15 protein-coding genes are annotated in these 16422 nt (G+C 53.6%); 4 read left to right on the forward strand and 11 right to left on the reverse strand.

Features of this window, described 5'->3' with window-relative positions; all coding sequences use genetic code 11:
- The first annotated feature begins 2 nt into the window (after nucleotides 1–2).
- The 3 genes from HMPREF1255_RS04035 to HMPREF1255_RS04045 all read left to right on the forward strand — a co-directional run bounded on the left by HMPREF1255_RS04035 (nucleotide 3) and on the right by HMPREF1255_RS04045 (nucleotide 2477).
- On the forward strand, nucleotides 3–791 hold the full coding sequence (locus HMPREF1255_RS04035) for a DeoR/GlpR family DNA-binding transcription regulator (RefSeq protein WP_016455711.1): 789 nt from the start codon (nucleotides 3–5) through the stop codon (nucleotides 789–791).
- 38 nt (nucleotides 792–829) lie between these two features.
- Nucleotides 830–1861, forward strand: coding sequence for a 2-hydroxyacid dehydrogenase (locus HMPREF1255_RS04040; RefSeq protein ID WP_016455710.1), 1032 nt, complete (start codon nucleotides 830–832; stop codon nucleotides 1859–1861).
- Nucleotides 1862–1982: 121 nt separating this feature from the next.
- On the forward strand, nucleotides 1983–2477 hold the full coding sequence (locus HMPREF1255_RS04045; protein WP_024110969.1) for a DedA family protein: 495 nt from the start codon (nucleotides 1983–1985) through the stop codon (nucleotides 2475–2477).
- A 52-nt stretch (nucleotides 2478–2529) separates the two neighbouring features.
- Here the strand turns inward: HMPREF1255_RS04045 and HMPREF1255_RS04050 are convergent, their stop codons facing one another.
- The 7 genes from HMPREF1255_RS04050 to HMPREF1255_RS09805 all read right to left on the reverse strand — a co-directional run bounded on the left by HMPREF1255_RS04050 (nucleotide 2530) and on the right by HMPREF1255_RS09805 (nucleotide 9586).
- Nucleotides 2530–3294 (reverse strand): amino acid ABC transporter ATP-binding protein, encoded by a 765-nt coding sequence (locus HMPREF1255_RS04050; protein ID WP_155938447.1) that lies wholly within the window; start codon nucleotides 3292–3294, stop codon nucleotides 2530–2532.
- Nucleotides 3295–3299: 5 nt separating this feature from the next.
- Nucleotides 3300–4247, reverse strand: a complete 948-nt coding sequence (locus HMPREF1255_RS04055; RefSeq protein WP_024110943.1) for an amino acid ABC transporter permease — start codon at nucleotides 4245–4247, stop codon at nucleotides 3300–3302.
- Nucleotides 4248–5213, reverse strand: a complete 966-nt coding sequence (locus HMPREF1255_RS04060) for an ABC transporter substrate-binding protein (RefSeq protein WP_024110529.1) — start codon at nucleotides 5211–5213, stop codon at nucleotides 4248–4250. It lies immediately after the preceding gene.
- A 21-nt stretch (nucleotides 5214–5234) separates the two neighbouring features.
- Complete coding sequence (locus HMPREF1255_RS09380; protein ID WP_024110712.1) at nucleotides 5235–5561, reverse strand: TraR/DksA C4-type zinc finger protein; 327 nt, start codon at nucleotides 5559–5561, stop codon at nucleotides 5235–5237.
- A gap of 66 nt (nucleotides 5562–5627) precedes the next feature.
- Entirely contained in the window at nucleotides 5628–8468 is a 2841-nt protein-coding gene (locus tag HMPREF1255_RS04070; protein WP_016455704.1) for a vitamin B12-dependent ribonucleotide reductase, read from the reverse strand.
- A 72-nt stretch (nucleotides 8469–8540) separates the two neighbouring features.
- Entirely contained in the window at nucleotides 8541–8999 is a 459-nt protein-coding gene (gene nrdR, locus HMPREF1255_RS04075; protein ID WP_028822083.1) for a transcriptional regulator NrdR, read from the reverse strand.
- Between the two features lie 248 nt (nucleotides 9000–9247).
- A complete protein-coding gene (locus HMPREF1255_RS09805; RefSeq protein WP_155948464.1) occupies nucleotides 9248–9586 on the reverse strand; it encodes a hypothetical protein in 339 nt (112 codons plus the stop codon).
- Between the two features lie 216 nt (nucleotides 9587–9802).
- Between HMPREF1255_RS09805 and lexA the strand changes: the two genes are divergently transcribed.
- Complete coding sequence (gene lexA / locus HMPREF1255_RS04080) at nucleotides 9803–10585, forward strand: transcriptional repressor LexA (RefSeq protein ID WP_051394981.1); 783 nt, start codon at nucleotides 9803–9805, stop codon at nucleotides 10583–10585.
- Here the strand turns inward: lexA and HMPREF1255_RS04085 are convergent.
- The 4 genes from HMPREF1255_RS04085 to miaB form a co-directional block, all read right to left on the reverse strand.
- The gene (locus HMPREF1255_RS04085) at nucleotides 10582–12450 is read right to left on the reverse strand and encodes an ATP-dependent DNA helicase (protein ID WP_231477450.1); all 1869 of its coding nucleotides are present in this window, start codon (nucleotides 12448–12450) and stop codon (nucleotides 10582–10584) included. The genes lexA and HMPREF1255_RS04085 overlap by 4 nt on opposite strands.
- An 88-nt stretch (nucleotides 12451–12538) precedes the next feature.
- Complete coding sequence (hflX, locus tag HMPREF1255_RS04090; protein ID WP_024110747.1) at nucleotides 12539–13969, reverse strand: GTPase HflX; 1431 nt, start codon at nucleotides 13967–13969, stop codon at nucleotides 12539–12541.
- A gap of 12 nt (nucleotides 13970–13981) precedes the next feature.
- Entirely contained in the window at nucleotides 13982–14926 is a 945-nt protein-coding gene (gene miaA / locus HMPREF1255_RS04095; RefSeq protein ID WP_024110673.1) for a tRNA (adenosine(37)-N6)-dimethylallyltransferase MiaA, read from the reverse strand.
- Complete coding sequence (gene miaB, locus HMPREF1255_RS04100) at nucleotides 14926–16395, reverse strand: tRNA (N6-isopentenyl adenosine(37)-C2)-methylthiotransferase MiaB (RefSeq protein WP_024110714.1); 1470 nt, start codon at nucleotides 16393–16395, stop codon at nucleotides 14926–14928. Before miaB ends, miaA begins: the two co-directional genes overlap by 1 nt.
- Between the last annotated feature and the right edge of the window lie 27 nt (nucleotides 16396–16422).

Consider the following 16422-nt stretch of genomic DNA (forward strand, 5'->3'; position numbering starts at 1 on the left):
TAGTGACAGAAACGAATAACGGGTTAATACCTCACGTCAGCAGAAGACAAGCTCGTTTGACGAATACGGTTATTGATCAAGGAAGCATGACCGTAGAGCAATTAGCCACGTTTTTAGACGTTTCTGTTGTGACCATTTATCGAGATTTAGCGTTATTGGAAAATGAAGGAATCTTAACTTTAAAAAGAGGAATTGTAGAAGCTACGACTTCTACAATTTTTGACAGATCATCGAGTCTAAGATCAGAAATCGAACAAGACGCAAAAAATAAGATATCTGCTCTCGCGGCCCCACTGGTTCCCAGAGGTGCGTCGCTGGCTGTCGATGATTCTTCTACTGCATTACCCGCTCTAGATAGAATCATCGACAAGTCAGCACCCATCACACTGATAACGAATTCATTAGCTGTACTCAAGCACGCAAACAAACATGCATCCGTAGATGTTCAGCTTACTGGCGGAAAATACTATTCTTGGTCCAATTCTTTCTACGGACCTCTAGCTATTAAGCATCTTGATGATTTCCAGATTGATTTCTGCATGATGTCAGACACTGCAATATTTAATAATGCGGTGTGGAATCCGTATGATTACGTGACAGCTTTTAAACAAAAGATGTTAGAAGTTTCACGCACCAAAATACTTATGGCAGATTCATCAAAATTTCACAGGAAAGCGCTAACAAAAACCTGCGAATTGGGAAATTTTGATTTTTTAATAACTGACGAAATCCCGCCGAAAGAAATAGCCGAATATTGCAAATCACATGAAGTTGAGATACTGCATGCCTGAGTCAAATTTGGTCCATACATTAAGGCAAGTAAATTAACATGAAAGTTCTTTTAGCAGCAGATGGTTTCTTAACACCCAGAGTACTCGAAACAGCTCTGGAACGACATAATCCTGGGATTAAGCATAGTTTTATCAAATCTACTTGGCCAACCACTCCTTTCCATGACATAACCGAAGTAAAAGAGGCCCTCGGTGACGAAGACGAACTAATTAAAGCGCTGCAAGATTGCGAAATTGCCTTTACTCACACTTATCCGTTTACAAAACGAGTAATCGAGTCTTGCCCCAAACTCCGACTAATTACAGTTTGTCGCGGCGGTCCGGTCAACATAAATGTTGAGGCGGCAACAAAAAATAATGTCGCCGTCACTTCTGCGCCTGGAAGAAATGCTACGTCCACAGCAGAACATTCGATCGCCATGATTTTGGCTACCGTGAGAAAAATAGCTCAACACGACAGCGAAGTTAAAAACGGTGTTTGGGGTACTGATTACTACTTATACGAAAATGCCAGTCCTGAAATAGCCTCATCCACAATTGGAGTTATTGGGCTAGGAGCTGTTGGTCACCGTGTCGCATCAGCCATGGCAGCGTTAGGTGCAGAAGTAATCATCTTCGACCCTTATCTAGAAGACAAGAGCTCAACTCCAGGCTTTAAATTCGTAGAAACGCTTGATGACCTCCTGAAGAATTCTAGGATCGTTACCATCCACGCACGAGTAACACCAGACAACTACCACATGATAGATTCCAAAGCCCTGGCAAAGATGCCTGAGGGTTCGTACTTGATCAACTGCGCCAGAGGTCCTTTGGTCGATTATGACGCGGTTTGCGACGCCTTAGAGTCTGGGCATTTGGCTGGGGCAGGCTTTGACTGCCTACCAGAAGAACCGCTGCCCAAGGGGCACAGGCTTCTTTCTGCACCGAGAGTAACTATCACTCCTCATTTAGCAGGAGCATCTAAAGAATCCGCTCATTTGGCTGCAGAAATCGGAAGCAAAGACATCAAAAAATTTATCGATGGTGAACTCCCAGACCACATACTCAACCCGGAGGTTCTTGGTCGATAAGGTCTCACTTACCTGAATGGGTGTGCTGGCAGTTTTTCATGCCGCCACACCCATTCATGTTGCGCGATCCTAGCTCAAAACTGATTTCCTGAATAAGGTTTAACTTAGTAGTCAGGAGGTTTTGTGGACCCTTTTCGACTGGGATGCGCCCTGGGCTGTGTTGTTCGCCGCGCTCTTTGTCATCGTCTTCTTCCGATCTAACCTATTCCACCTGATCGGTCGGGGTCTGGTTTCCGGTTTTGCAAAAACCGAGCTGTTATCGAGCTACCTCGAGTCTGCGGGATATAGAAGAGCCCAAGATCTAATCTGCCGATATGGCGCTCCGATCGTCGCTTTGTGCTTTGCGACGGTAGGTTTTCAAACGCTCGTTCTTCTTGCATCTGGAGCAGCGAAGATGCCCATGAGACGATACCTGCCTGCCAACATCCTCGGTTGCCTTCTGTGGGCGATTATCTATTCCACTGTAGGAATGGTTGGATTCAGGCTGATCGGCTGGGCCTGGGACAAGTCACCCGCAGTGACGATTACCACTGCCGTTGCCGTTGCTGGGCTCATTCATCTTTTCGTAAGAAGAAATCGCAAAGTAGCCGAACAAGAGCATCTTGCCCAGAACTAAGAAAATCGCCGCCCTTAATCAGGCGGCGATTTTCATATTTGCAAATAGCTTTTTAAAGAACCTTGCTGAAGAACTCTTTGGTCCTCGGCTGGGTCGGATTATCGATCACGTCACGGGGCTTACCTCGTTCGACGATCAAGCCCTGATCCATGAAGATCAACTGGTCTCCGACCTCTCGAGCGAAACCGATCTCATGGGTAACGACGATCATAGTCATGCCATCCTCAGCTAGCTCACGCATAACGCCGAGGACCTCCCCCACCAGCTCAGGGTCCAGAGCGGAAGTCGGCTCGTCGAAGAGCATCAGCTCAGGCTCCATAGCGAGAGCTCGTGCAATAGCAACGCGCTGCTGCTGACCACCAGAAAGTTGCGACGGATAGTGATCGACGCGATCACCGAGGCCGACCCTCTCCAGCTGTTTGATTGCCAGCTCCTTGGCCTTATCCTTCGACATTTTCTTAACGTGGACGGGCGCCTCCATGACGTTGCCAAGGGCGGTCATGTGTGGGAACAGGTTGAATTTCTGGAAGACCATGCCGATCCGGGAGCGCTGCTTGGCGATATCCTCATCACGAAGACGGTAAAGAACCTTTTCACCGTTCTTTTCCTCTTCGCGATAGCCCATCAACTCACCATCAACCCAAATGCGGCCGGCGTCAATCTGCTCCATCTCGTTGATGCAACGGATCAGCGTGGACTTGCCGGAACCCGAAGGCCCTAGCACCACGCAGACCTCGCCGTGAGCAACATCAAGGTCGATGCCTTTTAGAACGTGGAGGTCACCGAAAAACTTGTGAACCTCGCTTACCTTTACCATTTCGCTCATGGCGTCACATCCAAATTGATTTGATCCTTAACAGTGCCCGACGCCGCAATCATCTGCTGGCGGGACCCAAACTTAGACTTTTTAGTCGAAGCGTCCTGATCATCGTCGAAGCCACGTCCATAGTACTTCTCGAGCTGAGTCTGGCCTACCATCAAGATGGAGGTAATGATCAGGTAGTAGATCATGGCGACCATCAGCAGAGGAACCGGAAGGAAGGTCTGACTACCAATCGCGTTGGTAACGAATGTTAGCTCCAGCGTGAACGGAACTGCGGTAACCAGCGAAGTCGTCTTAAGCATGGAGATGGTCTCGTTACCGGTCGGAGGAACGATAACGCGCATCGCCTGCGGAATGATGATCCTGCGCAGCACCTGCCCAGGCTTCATACCCAAAGCCGTTGCAGCTTCAGTCTGCCCCTTATCGACAGAATTAAAACCGGTACGGATAATCTCTGACAGATAAGCGCCCTCGTTCAGGCCCAGACCAAGCGTTGCTGCGACGCCCGCGTTGATGACGTCCTGAGTGGTGAACACGAAGAACTCAGGACCGAACGGAATGCCCAGTGAAAGCCTCGGATACAGAACCGGCAGCAGACCCCAGAACACCAACTGCGTGTAAACAGGGGTGCCACGGAACAACCAGATGTAGCCCCATGCCACGGCGCGCAGAATCGGATTCGTGCCCATCCTCATGATTGCGGTCGTCACGGCCAGCGTTATGCCGATGATCATTGCGCCCAGCGTCAAGAGCAGCGTCCAGCCGACACCCATCAGAATCCGGGAATCGAACAAGTATTCCCAGACCACATCCCAGCGATAGTTGGGGTTGGTGATCAGGCCATGCACGAACATGGCCATGAGCACCAGAACGATAGCCGCCCACACCCACAAGCTCGGTTTAAAAACCGGCTTGGCGTTAATTAGTTCGACTTTTTTCTTCGACACTTAGTCAACCTTAGGGTTCAGTTCAGCGGTAGTCACCGCAGCCTCGGTGCTAACACCCCAAGACTCAAGGATCTTGTTCCAGGTGCCGTCGTCAATAAGCTTTTGCATAGCTTCCTGGACGGCCTCGGTCAGTTGCTCGTCGGACTTGTCAACGACGATGCCCTGCGGAGCAGAATCACGGATTCCACCGATCACCTCAAGCTGACCGTTGGTCATTGCCACTGAGTAGTCCGCGACGGTGGAGTCGGCGAACATCGCATCGATCTTGCCGCCGGCGAGGTTGGTGGTGACGTCAGTCTGCTTTCCGTAGCTAGCGATGTTGATCTCAGGTTTGCCTGCGGCCGTGCATTCCTTAGTCATCTCGCGCAGCTGATCTTCCTGAGAAGTGCCGGTCTGGACGCCAATGTGTTTGCCGCAAACATCATCCGGGTTAAGTTCCTTCGGATTGCCCTTCTGGACAGCGTAGGAAGAGCCAACTTTGATGTAAGCGATCATGTTGTAGGCATCTGTACGCTCCTGCGAAACAGTGAAGGAGGAAATACCCAGGTCGTACTTGGTGCCCATGCCGGGAAGCAGGCTAGCGAATTCAGCAGCGCTAAGTTCTGTCTCAACGCCTAGGACCTTGCCCAATGCTTTGCCTAAATCGACGTCGTAACCAATACCGGTCTGCAGATCGTCAGCGCGGAATTCGGCTGGTGCGTAGTCAATGGCAGCGCCGATTACCAGCTTTCCGTTGTTCTTAATCTTTTCGGGAAGTTTCGCCGCGATCGTTTCGTCCTTTTGAATTGCGGAAACGTCGTAGCTTCGGTCCTTATCGGACTTTGCAGCGCCATTTTCGCTACCAGCACCACCACAAGCGCTCAGCGTCAGTGCCAAGGTCAACAGTCCAGCGGAGATGATCTTCTTGTTCACGATTTTGCCCTTCGTCCTTAGGTCCGAACCGAAGCTGTAGATCGGCTCGTCCATCTTTAATGGAATAATTATTAGTTATACAGCATGTTTAACACATTTGGAAGACCAGGGCCTAAATTCGAGACGTTCCTTTCCAATTTCCTCTCCACACTCGTCACATTTTCCGTACGTGCCCTCCGCCAACTTTTGCTTCGCACGACGAACTTGAGCGAGCAGATCTGAGAGATTCTGCGCACTGAACGAGTCGTTAAACGCCTGCACAGCCTGGATAGTTCCATCCCCGATGCGCTTACCAAAACCGATTGCACCATCTAGATCCACGGGCTTGGCCAGTTCAGCCAGCTGAGCCTCCAGATCTTCCTCGCGTTCATTCAGCCTTGCGAGTATTTCATCGTTATCCACAATGCCTCCTAAATGCCTAAGGCCGGACGGGAAAACCCGCCCGGCCAAAAAGCTAATCACTTGAGTTTAGCTGCAACCGCTAGTAGAACCGCAGCCCTCGCAGACATAGCAGCTTCCAGAAGGACGCATCTTCGTACCGCAGATCATGCACAGCGGAGCGTCGACCTCCATTCCGGTGATTTCCTCGAGAAGCTCGCTAGTGGTGTGCGCATGCGATTCCTCTCGACCATCCGAGATTAGGCTGGGTTGAACCGGACCGGCCTCATCGGTGCGAATGTCGTCACCGGCGTCGTTCTTCAGCTGCTCATACTCCGGCATCTGAGCTTCATCCTCTTCGCTCATGTAACGCCCAGTTTCGACGTAGTGGGCACGCTCCGCAGCGGTGTAGATACCGAGCTCGGAACGCTCATCGAAAGTCAAGTAATCGAGCGCAAGCCTGCGGAAAATGTAGTCCATGACGGACTGCGCGATGCGGATATCCGGGTCGTCAGTCATGCCAGCGGGCTCGAACTTCAGGTTCGTGAACTTCTGGACGAAAGTGGTCAGCGGAACACCGTACTGCAAACCGATCGAGACGGCGATGGAGAATGCATCCATGACGCCCGACAGAGTCGACCCCTGCTTACCCAGCTTCAGGAAGACCTCACCCAGCTTGCCAGAATCGTATGCTCCAGAGGTCATGTAGCCCTCTGCACCACCAACAGAGAAGCGGGTGGTGCGACCCGCGCGAGACTTCGGCAGTCGAGTACGCTTCGGGCGGTACTCGATGCGGACCTCAGTGGCCGGAGATTCCTTCTTCTCCTCTTTCTTCTTGACGGCAGACAGCGGCTGACCAACCTTGCAATTGTCACGGTAGACAGCGACTGCCTTAAGACCCATCTTCCAACCGGCCATGTAAACGTTGGCGATATCCTCGACGGTCGCCGATTCCGGTAGGTTTACGGTCTTACTAATGGCGCCCGAAAGGAACGGCTGAACGGCAGCCATCATGCGCACGTGCCCCATCGGCTCGATGGAACGAACACCCATGGCGGTGTCGAAAACCTCGTAATGCTCGGGCTTCAGATACGGCGCATCAACCACATTGCCCTTCTCAGATATGTAGTCGACGATTTCGTCAGCCTGCTCCTTGGAGTAGCCAAGGTTCTTCAAAGCGCGCGGTACGGTCTGGTTGACCATCTGCATGGAGCTGCCATCAATCAACTTCTTGAACTTAACCAGCGAAAAGTCCGGCTCGATACCGGTGGTATCGCAGTCCATCATGAAGCCAATAGTGCCGGTAGGCGCGAGAACCGAAACCTGAGCGTTGCGGTATCCGTTACGCTCACCAACTTCGACGACCTGACTCCACTGGTCGGCAGCTGCTGCCTTTACCTCGTAGTCGACCTGGTTCAAAGTGTTAATCTTGGCGTTCGCCTCGGCATGCATACGCATGACATTTTTATGCGGCTCGGCGTTCTTCTCGTAGCAAGCGTAGGGGCCAACGATCCCAGCGATTTCGGCGCTGCGGCGGTATGCAGTGCCGGTCATCAAAGAGGTGATCGCCGCTGCCAGAGATCGGCCTCCCTCACTGTCGTAGCCCTTGCCGAGGGCCATCAGCAAGGCGCCGAGGTTCGCATAGCCGATGCCAAGCTGGCGGAAGTTGCGAGTGGTTTCGGCGATGGGCTCGGTCGGGAAGTCCGCGAACACGATGGAGATCTCCATGGCGGTGATGACCAGCTCGACGGCCTCGATGAAGCGCTTCACGTCGAATGTGTCGTCCTCACGAAGGAACTTCAACAGGTTGAGGCTGGCCAAGTTGCACGAGGAATTGTCCAGGCTCATGTATTCCGAGCACGGGTTCGAGGCATTGATTCGACCAGAGTTCGGGTCGGTGTGCCACCGGTTAATAGTGTCGTCGTACTGAATGCCAGGGTCAGCACACTCCCAGGCAGCCTTCGCTATCTTGTCGAAAAGATCCCGCGCATCTACGGTTTCAATGGCTTCGCCGGTCGTCCTCGAGATCAGATCAAAGGGCTTGCCGTCCTCGACAGCCTGCATGAACTTGTCGGAGACACGAACCGAGTTGTTTGCGTTCTGATACTGAACACTGACGATATCTTTGCCACCAAGATCCATGTCGAAGCCGGCATCGCGAAGCGCACGAATCTTGTCTTCTTCACGAGCCTTGGTCTCAACGAACTCTTCAATATCGGGGTGATCGACGTCGAGCACAACCATCTTCGCCGCGCGACGAGTGGCGCCACCAGACTTGATGGTGCCCGCGGAGGAATCGGCGCCTCGCATGAAGCTAACCGGGCCGGAGGCAGTGCCACCTGAAGAACGCAGCAGCTCCTTCGAGGAGCGAATGCGCGAGAGGTTCAGGCCCGCACCAGATCCGCCTTTGAAGATCATTCCTTCTTCGCGATACCAATTAAGAATCGACTCCATCGAGTCGTCGACCGAGAGGATAAAGCAGGCGCTAACCTGCTGCTTGGCATTCGTGCCAACGTTAAACCAAACCGGAGAGTTGAAGCTGAAGTACTGATGCAGAAGTAGCCAGGTCAGATCGTCGGCAAAGGCCTGAGCGTCTTCAGAGCTAGCGAAGTAACCATTCTCTTCGCCAGTCTGACGATACTTGTTGACAACGCGATCGATCAGGGTCTTCAGGCTGGTTTCACGTTCTGGGCTGCCCTTGGCGCCACGGAAATACTTCGTGGTGACGATGGTAGCCGCGTTCTGGCTCCAAAAGTCGGGGAATTCAACACCCTTTTGGCTGAAAACTTCCTCGCCGGTTTTCCAGTTCGTCTGCACCACATCACGCAACTGCCAGGTGACCTCGTCATAAGGATGCACGCCGGGGGTTGCAAATTTTCTCTCAATGCGTAGCCCTGGCTGCCTGCCTTCGGCAGTCTGAGTGTCAGTCATTATCTACCTCTCGATTAGATTCCACTGGTTTGATTTTGAGCGCACAAAACCCAATGGATTTAGTGCAAGTTTTTATTCGACGCCGACTCTACGGGACTTCAGCCCCTCTATTTCTGAAAGAAAATCGTCAACGCTTTGATAGTCCTTATAGACGCTTGCGAATCGCAGATACGCCACGTCGTCAAGTTCGCTAAGCGGGCCAAGTATGGCCAATCCAACATCGCCGCTTTTGACCTCGGCTTGGCCAGTTGCACGCAACTTGTCTTCGACCTGTTGCCCGAGATGAGCCAGTTGCTCTTCAGTCACAGGTCTTGACTCACAGGCTTTACGAACCCCGTTAACTACTTTTTCTCGATTGAAAGGCTCAACAACCCCACTTCTTTTCACAACGACCAGTTGAGTCTGCTCTATTGTAGTGAAGCGACGTTCGCATTTTTGACACTGCCTACGCCGACGAATGCTCGCGCCTTCGTCTGCATTACGCGAATCCAACACCCTGGATTCTCCATGGTGACAGTACGGACAGTGCATGTTTGCGGTTCCCTTCATCCCCTAGCGGAAATCGCCGTTTCAGCCTTAAAACAAAATGTCTGTTGTAGCACTTTTAAGAGCAATGATCAACTCGACAAAAGCTCGAAAACCACAACAATTAGTTAGCCAACCAGGCGTCAACCACTAGATGTTGACAACATTACACCATACCGAAAACCGTTCAACACCGCCCCACGCTCAAGGCAAAAAATCATCTTTCCACCCAGCATAGAGCGCCTGAGCAAAGCTCAGCGAACAGACATTACCACTGAAGACTGCTGAGAAGCAGCGGAATCAGTACCCAAATATTGCCCCACAGCAACACCAGCACCGAGTAAAACCGCAACGACGAAACTGGCAATAATTGCACCCATGCAACGGTTACTCAACTGCTCCTGTTCGAGCGGCTCCTCCGAAGGCAACGCCAACACCATAGGCTCAGAAGTTCTAAGCGGAGCCGAAGGCTGAACAGGCCTACACCCAGGTGCGCTCGGCCGAGCACCTCGCCCCACGCGAACACCACGAGCCCTCGTAGGCGTCTCAACAACTAAGGCTTCCTGACCGGATTCCCTCAACATGATGCTCATTTCGACTTCCTTCCATACCGCGAGACGAAACTTTCGCCTCAACCGTTCGACCAAAGCTGAAGCTTACTCGAACATGTGTTCGATTAAAGATTAAGCTATTTTGCTTCACGCTTCAAGCTTGAAAACAAGTCAACCAGCCGGGTCTGACAAAAAATGCACTTATCCACACTCGAACGGGTGTTTGATTATTTATTCCGCTTAAAGTAAATTGAAAGCATGGCTGGAAACCCTAGGAAAAACTCGAAATTGGGCGCCGCAAAGGCTGCTCGAAAAAAATCTGGCGCTGGCAAAAAAGCCGGTCGACCGAGCGAGTCTTCTCTAGATGCGACTTTGAAAAGTCAGATTCCAGAGTTCTTCTTTGCCGACTCCCGATTCGAGGGGCTCACCAAACGACAGCTGCTCCTGCTCAGCGTCATAGACTCCAGCATCAAGGAGCGGGGATACCCGCCTTCGATCCGAGAAATGGCTAGGGCCGTGGGGCTCGCTAGCCCATCGAGTGTTTCCCATCAGCTAAAAACATTAGAAAACAGGGGCTTTCTAGTGCGTCAGCCCAACCGCTCAAGAGCTTTGGAAGTTGTAGGTCTGCAGCAAGAAGCGCACGAAAGGGAACCGCGGATGCCATCGGACGCCGTAGAGGTTCCGTTAGTCGGCCAGATCGCAGCCGGAGCTCCAATCCTTGCTGAGCAACACGTCGAAGACGTCATGCCGCTGCCCCAACAGCTTGTCGGCCACGGCCAAACATTCATACTAGAGGTCCGCGGCGACTCGATGATCGACGCGGCAATCTGCGATGGAGACTACGTAGTAGTACGCAGCCAGCCCGATGCGTCCAATGGAGAAATCGTCGCCGCGATGATAGACGGAGAGGCCACCGTCAAAACTTTGAAAAAGACACCCAGCCAGGTCTGGCTGTTGCCGCACAACAAGTTTTACGAACCGATCAACGGCAACAACGCAACCATCCTGGGCAAGGTGGTAGCAGTCCTCCGAAAGATCTAAATTTCTGCCGATTTAGCCAGTCTTTGTAGCGCCGAAACCACTGTTTCGTGGTCTCTCGTTCGCCAAAACGGCGGCAATGACCTCAACAGGAACGAGCCGTATCTGGCGGTTACCATTCTGCTGTCTAGAACTGCGACGACTCCCCTGTCGCTTTGCCTGCGGATCAGACGTCCTGCGCCCTGAGCCATCAATAGCCCCGCATGCGAAGCAGCAACTGACATGAAACCATTGCCGCCAGCCCTGTCGACGGCATCTTTTCTGGCCTGCATGAGGGGATCATCGGGCCTGGGGAAGGGGATTTTTTCGATCACAACCAGCTGGCAAGCGTCTCCCGGCACATCGATACCTTGCCACAGGCTCAAAGTTCCGAATAGCGCGGTGTTCGGTTCCGCTGCGAACTTTTTAGTGAGTTCCGAAATCTGAGCCTCGCCCTGACACAGCACCGTCATGGCAGGCAGCTGAGCCCGAACGAATTCTGCGGCCGCGGTCGCAGAGCGCTGGGAGGCGAAAAGCCCCAAAGCGCGTCCGCCAGAGGCCCAGACCAGTTCAGCTATCTCTTTGAGCACTTCTTCGCTAAGACCGTCGCGAGACGGCTTGGGCATGTGCGAAGGCAGGTAAAGGATGCCCTGTTTTGCGTATTCGAACGGCGATCCCACGTCCAGACTGGACCAGACGCTTCCTTCGTCCGACTTGGCAAGCCCAACAGATCCGGCAGCCGAGTTGAACTTACCGCCGACCGCGAGCGTCGCAGAGGTCATGATCGTGGTGACCTGGTCCAAAACCTTTTCACGCATCAATCCGGAAACAGAAAGGGGTGCCACTTTAATGCTTGACCCGAATCTGTCGCTAACCGTCAGCCAAACCACATCGTGGCTGGAAAGCTCGGAGATCCTCTTAGCAACCTCGTGCACCTCATCTGCCATAGCCGCAGCCTGCGCTTTTTCGGGTGCCTGAGTGGCGTTGCCGCCGCTCATCGCAGAAATAACGTTCCTCATCAGTTGCCGAACAACGTCCGCAGCCAAGACGGGGCTAGCTCCTGGCTCGGTCAACCTGCCGGGTTCGAAATCTGAAATGGCAGCAGAAAAATCCTCTGCGGCTTCTGTCAACTGTTCAGCTAGCTCGTCGCTAACCCAAGGAGAGCAACTTTTCGCGGCGCGAGCAATCAGAGCAGCCGTTAGTTCCGCGCTCGCGGCTCCTGTGACCCGATCTGTAAGTTCGTGCGCCTCGTCAATGATCACCGCGGAATGTTCCGGAAGAACGTTATTGTCCGTCATCGCGTCGATGGCAAGCAGAGCGTGGTTAGTTATCACCAGATCTGCCTCACCGGCTTTAGTTCGGGCGCGCTCCGCGAAACATTTATCGGCGAAACTGCACGCCTGAGCGCCGATACACTCTCTGGAATTAACTGAGACCTGCTTCCAAGCCAGATCGGTGTGAGCGGGTGCATCTTCGCGCTCTCCAGAACCTTCGTCGATCTCGTCATTAGCCCACTCGCGAAGCTCGACAACTTGTTTACCCAGCGAACTAGTTGAGCCGGAATCGCCTGGTTGCCCGATCAGCGCGTCCTGCTCAACCACAACCTCATTAACCCGCATCAGACATGCGTAGTTAGAGCGTCCTTTCAGAACCGCAACCTTTGGTTTCGTGCCGGTGACATCTTCGATCGCAGAAAGAATAAGCGGAATATCCTTCTTAGCCAGCTGCGATTGCAGTGCAAGCGTTGCCGTTGCTACTACTACCGGATCGTTGTCGCATGCCCACACCATTGCAGGGGCTAGGTAAGCCAGAGATTTACCCGTTCCTGTCCCGGCCTGCACGAGCAGGTGCCGCCCACTATTTAAACTCGCCTCCACGGCCTGAGCCATCTTCCGTTGGCCATCGCGAGGATGCCCGGACAGCTTTTCGACAGCTGCGTCCAAGCAGTTGAGTGAATCAGACACCTTAAGGTCCTAACTATTCGCAGAGAAAATCGGTTAATTCGGCAGCCAAACCGCCATGCACCCGCGCCCTTATCTCGGTGCCTTCGGGCAGATATTCGCTAAAGATTAGCTCCCCCTGCTTGTGCACCTTATCGACCAATTCACCATGGTTCCAAGGCACGATCGCATGAATCTCCACCTCCGGACGTGGCAGCAGCTGTTCGATTCGTTCGCGGAGCTCGCTAACTCCTTGCCCAGTGCGAGCCGAGCAGAAAATGGCATCCGGATAGTGCCTGCGCAAAATCATCATTTGATCAGAATCGGCCAGGTCGCACTTGTTTATGACGAGCTGTTCCCTAATATCTCCTGCACCGATGTCGTTCAGCACCTGACGCACAGCGGTGATCTGGCCCTGTGGGTCCGGATCGGCACCATCGACGACATGCATCAGCAAGTCGGCCTGGTTGGTCTCCTCAAGAGTCGACCTGAAAGCCTCCACAAGATCAGTCGGCAAATGCCTAACGAACCCAACTGTGTCGGTAAGCGTGTAGACCCTACCATCGGCGGTTTGAGAGCGCCTGGTCGTCGGATCCAAAGTCGCGAACAGCGCGTTTTCCACCAACACACCGGCATCGGTGAGTTTATTCAGCAGCGAAGATTTGCCGGCGTTAGTGTATCCAACAATCGCTACCGAAGGCACCTGGCGACGGTGACGTTCTGCTCGTTTGATCTCTCGTGTGCTATCTAGTTCACGAAGCTTTTTTCGCAGGATCGCGATTCTGCTGTTGATTCTTCTTCGGTCGGTCTCAATCCGGGTTTCGCCAGGTCCCCTACCACCGATGCCGACGCCACCAGCAGCCCGACCACCGACCTGGCGGGAAAGGTTGCCGCCCCAGCCCCTCAAGCGCTGTTTTAGGTAGTTCAGCTGGGCCAGCTCGACTTGTGTTTTGCCCTCCGCGCTTTTTGCATGCTGGGCGAAGATGTCAAGGATGAGCGCGGTTCGGTCAACCACCTTTACCCCGACCCTGTCCTCGAGGTTACGGAGCTGAGCAGGAGCCAATTCGCCATCGCAGATGACGGTGTCCGCACCATTAGCAATAACTGAGTCTCGGAGCTCTCCTACCTTGCCCCTGCCAATGTAGGTCGCAGGATCTGGACGCTGCCGTCGCTGAATTAGCCCATCCAAGACTTGGGAACCTGCAGTTTCTGCGAGCGCTTTCAACTCAAAAAGCGCGTTTTGTGCGTCGGCCTTGCTTCCGGTAGTCCAAACAGAAACGAGCACTACTCGCTCCAGACGAAGTTTTCGGTACTCGACGTCGCTGACGTCCTCGAGTTCCGTCGAAAGCCCAGGAACGCGACGAAGTGACAAGCGCTCGGCTAGATCGAGCTGGTCTTCCTCTGGGAGCTCCAGCTGGGCTTCGGGGTCTTCACCATCGGCGGAAATGTCTTCGAATTCTTGCGTCATTTGGCTTCTAGCCTAGTTGGCTGCACCAAAAGAATTACCGAGGCCCGTGCCGAGCTGCATCAAAACCTTGGAGACGTTCTCGGGGTCACCCGCATATAGCCAGGTGATTCTTGGGTCTCTCCTAAACCAACCGAGTTGCTTTCGAGAGAACTTCCTGGTGCCGACGATAGTTTGTTCCTTAGCTTCTTCCTCGCTGATCTCACCGTTCAGCATCGCTAGCACCTGCTGATAGCCCAGGCCCCGCGACGCGGTTAAGCCTTTCCTTAAACCTTTCGGAATCAGGCCGCGAACCTCGTCGACTAAACCGTCTTGCCACATCTTTTCGACGCGATCGGCGATCCTTTTGTCTAGAACCGACCTTGCGATCCTGATGCCGAACTGATGAACATTTTCAAGTTCGTATCTTGGCTCAGGCAGCTTCCCTGACACGGAACCGGTCAATTCGAATATTTCTAGGGCCCGCACTATTCTCCTGCCGTTACCTGGCTCGATGCGATCTGCAGCCTCAGGGGCTTTTTCCCCAAGCACCTCATGTAGCGCGTGCGGGCCGATTTCGTCACACTTAGCCTGCCATTTGGCCCTTACCGAGGGATCGGTTCCCGGGAAGTCAAACTTGTCTACAACGGCACGGACGTACAAGTTCGAGCCACCAACTAAAATCGGTACCGCGGATCTAGACCTCACCTCGGCGATAGCTGTGCGCGCCATGCGCTGAAAATCAGCTACCGCAGCAGTCTCAGTCACCTTCAGCACATCGACCAGGTGATGCGGAATCTCAGCGAGTTCTTCCTCGGAGGGCTTAGCCGTGCCGATGTCCATGCCTCGATAGACCAGCATCGAATCGCCGTTTATCACCTCGGCCTTGCCGATCTGCTTCGCCAGCTCGATAGCAAGGGAGGACTTGCCGCTTGCGGTCGGGCCCACCAGAACGATGAGTGGAGGTACCTGCTGGCTCATTATTTGCGCACTAATTTGGGCATTCCGATGGCTACGCCAGGTGCTGGAGCTTCGTTCCTCGCCTGCCAAGCGTCTCCACCACGAGTCCTCTCGAGGCGTTCGATCGGGCTGTCAGCTATCAGGTGGTGTGGTGCTGCGTGAGTAACCTTCACCCAGCCAATATCTCCAGGACGCGGCATTGGCTCGCCTGCGCTCGGAGCTGCAACGTGGACCAAACGATTATCCGGGCAGCGACCGGAGATGCGATCCTGCGATCCGTCCTTTCGGCCCTCGCCAACGGCAAACATGACCTCGACGAGCTGCCCCTCCAGCTTCCTGTTCTCTTCCCAGGCGATGTCGTCGACCAGTTCCACTAGTCTTTCGTAGCGATCTTGGACAACGTCACCGGGTACTTGTTCCATTTCGCCTGCGGGAGTTCCGGGACGAATCGAGTACTGGAACGTGTAGGCGGCGGAGAACTTGGCCCGGCGCACGACGTCCATTGTCTGTTGGAAATCATCCTCAGTCTCGCCTGGGAACCCGACGATAATGTCGGTAGTGATGGCCGCATTTGGCAGCTTCTCTCGCACCTCGTCAAGAATGCGAAGGAACTTTTTAGAGCGATAGCTGCGACGCATGTCCTTGAGCACCTTGTCCGAGCCAGACTGAAGAGGCATGTGCAAGCTGGGCATCACATTAGGTGTTTCGGCCATCGCATCTATCACATCAGACGTGAAAGAAGCCGGATGCGGACTGGTGAACCTGACCCGACGAAGTCCCTCGATCTCGCCACAGGCTCGCAGCAGCTTGGCAAACGCCTGACGATCGCCAAACTCGACGCCGTAAGTGTTCACGTTTTGCCCCAGCAACGTGATCTCTTGGACGCCTTGCGCAACCAACATCTCGATTTCCGCGAGGATTTCTCCTGGCCTGCGGTCCGTCTCCTTGCCTCGCAGGCTCGGCACGATGCAGAAAGTGCAGGTGTTGTTACAACCGACGCTGATTGCCACCCAAGCCGAGTAGGCGGAATCGCGGTGAGTGGGAAGGTTAGACGGGAATGTCTGCAGCGCTTCCTTGATCTCCACCTGAGCTTTTTCTTCTACTTCTGCACGCTTCAGAAGCATGGGAAGAGAACCCAGGTTGTTTGTGCCGAAAACGACGTCCACCCAGGGCGCCTTCTTCGTGATCAGATCACGATCTTTTTGCGCCATGCACCCGCCGACGGCAATCTGCATTCCGCCCGAACGGGTCTCCTTGACCTTCTTCATGTGGCCGAGGTTGCCATAGAGACGGTTATCCGCATTCTCACGAACGGCACAAGTGTTGAACACGACGACGTCGGCATCCGCCATCTCCCCGACGGGTTCAGGGGCCCTGACCATGCCGGCCTCTTCAAGAAGCCCGCTGATCCGCTCGGAATCGTGTACGTTCATCTGGCACCCGTAGGTAATCACCTGGTAGGTGCGCGGTTTTTCAGCTTCAACAGTCATAACTCATGGGAGTCTAGACGATCAACG

This window comes from Propionimicrobium sp. BV2F7, from assembly GCF_000510445.1.
GTDB lineage: Bacteria > Actinomycetota > Actinomycetes > Propionibacteriales > Propionibacteriaceae > Propionimicrobium > Propionimicrobium lymphophilum.

Bases quoted from the DNA above. Each gene is read 5' to 3' on its own strand.
- lexA (WP_051394981.1), top strand. From the start codon at position 9,803: ATGGCTGGAAACCCTAGGAAAAACTCGAAATTGGGCGCCGCAAAGGCT.
- hflX (WP_024110747.1), bottom strand. From the start codon at position 13,969: ATGACGCAAGAATTCGAAGACATTTCCGCCGATGGTGAAGACCCCGAA.
- HMPREF1255_RS04050 (WP_155938447.1), bottom strand. From the start codon at position 3,294: ATGGTAAAGGTAAGCGAGGTTCACAAGTTTTTCGGTGACCTCCACGTT.
- HMPREF1255_RS04070 (WP_016455704.1), bottom strand. From the start codon at position 8,468: ATGACTGACACTCAGACTGCCGAAGGCAGGCAGCCAGGGCTACGCATT.
- nrdR (WP_028822083.1), bottom strand. From the start codon at position 8,999: ATGCACTGTCCGTACTGTCACCATGGAGAATCCAGGGTGTTGGATTCG.
- HMPREF1255_RS04085 (WP_231477450.1), bottom strand. From the start codon at position 12,450: ATGGCTCAGGCCGTGGAGGCGAGTTTAAATAGTGGGCGGCACCTGCTC.
- HMPREF1255_RS09805 (WP_155948464.1), bottom strand. From the start codon at position 9,586: ATGAGCATCATGTTGAGGGAATCCGGTCAGGAAGCCTTAGTTGTTGAG.
- HMPREF1255_RS04040 (WP_016455710.1), top strand. From the start codon at position 830: ATGAAAGTTCTTTTAGCAGCAGATGGTTTCTTAACACCCAGAGTACTC.
- miaA (WP_024110673.1), bottom strand. From the start codon at position 14,926: ATGAGCCAGCAGGTACCTCCACTCATCGTTCTGGTGGGCCCGACCGCA.
- miaB (WP_024110714.1), bottom strand. From the start codon at position 16,395: ATGACTGTTGAAGCTGAAAAACCGCGCACCTACCAGGTGATTACCTAC.
- HMPREF1255_RS04060 (WP_024110529.1), bottom strand. From the start codon at position 5,213: ATGGACGAGCCGATCTACAGCTTCGGTTCGGACCTAAGGACGAAGGGC.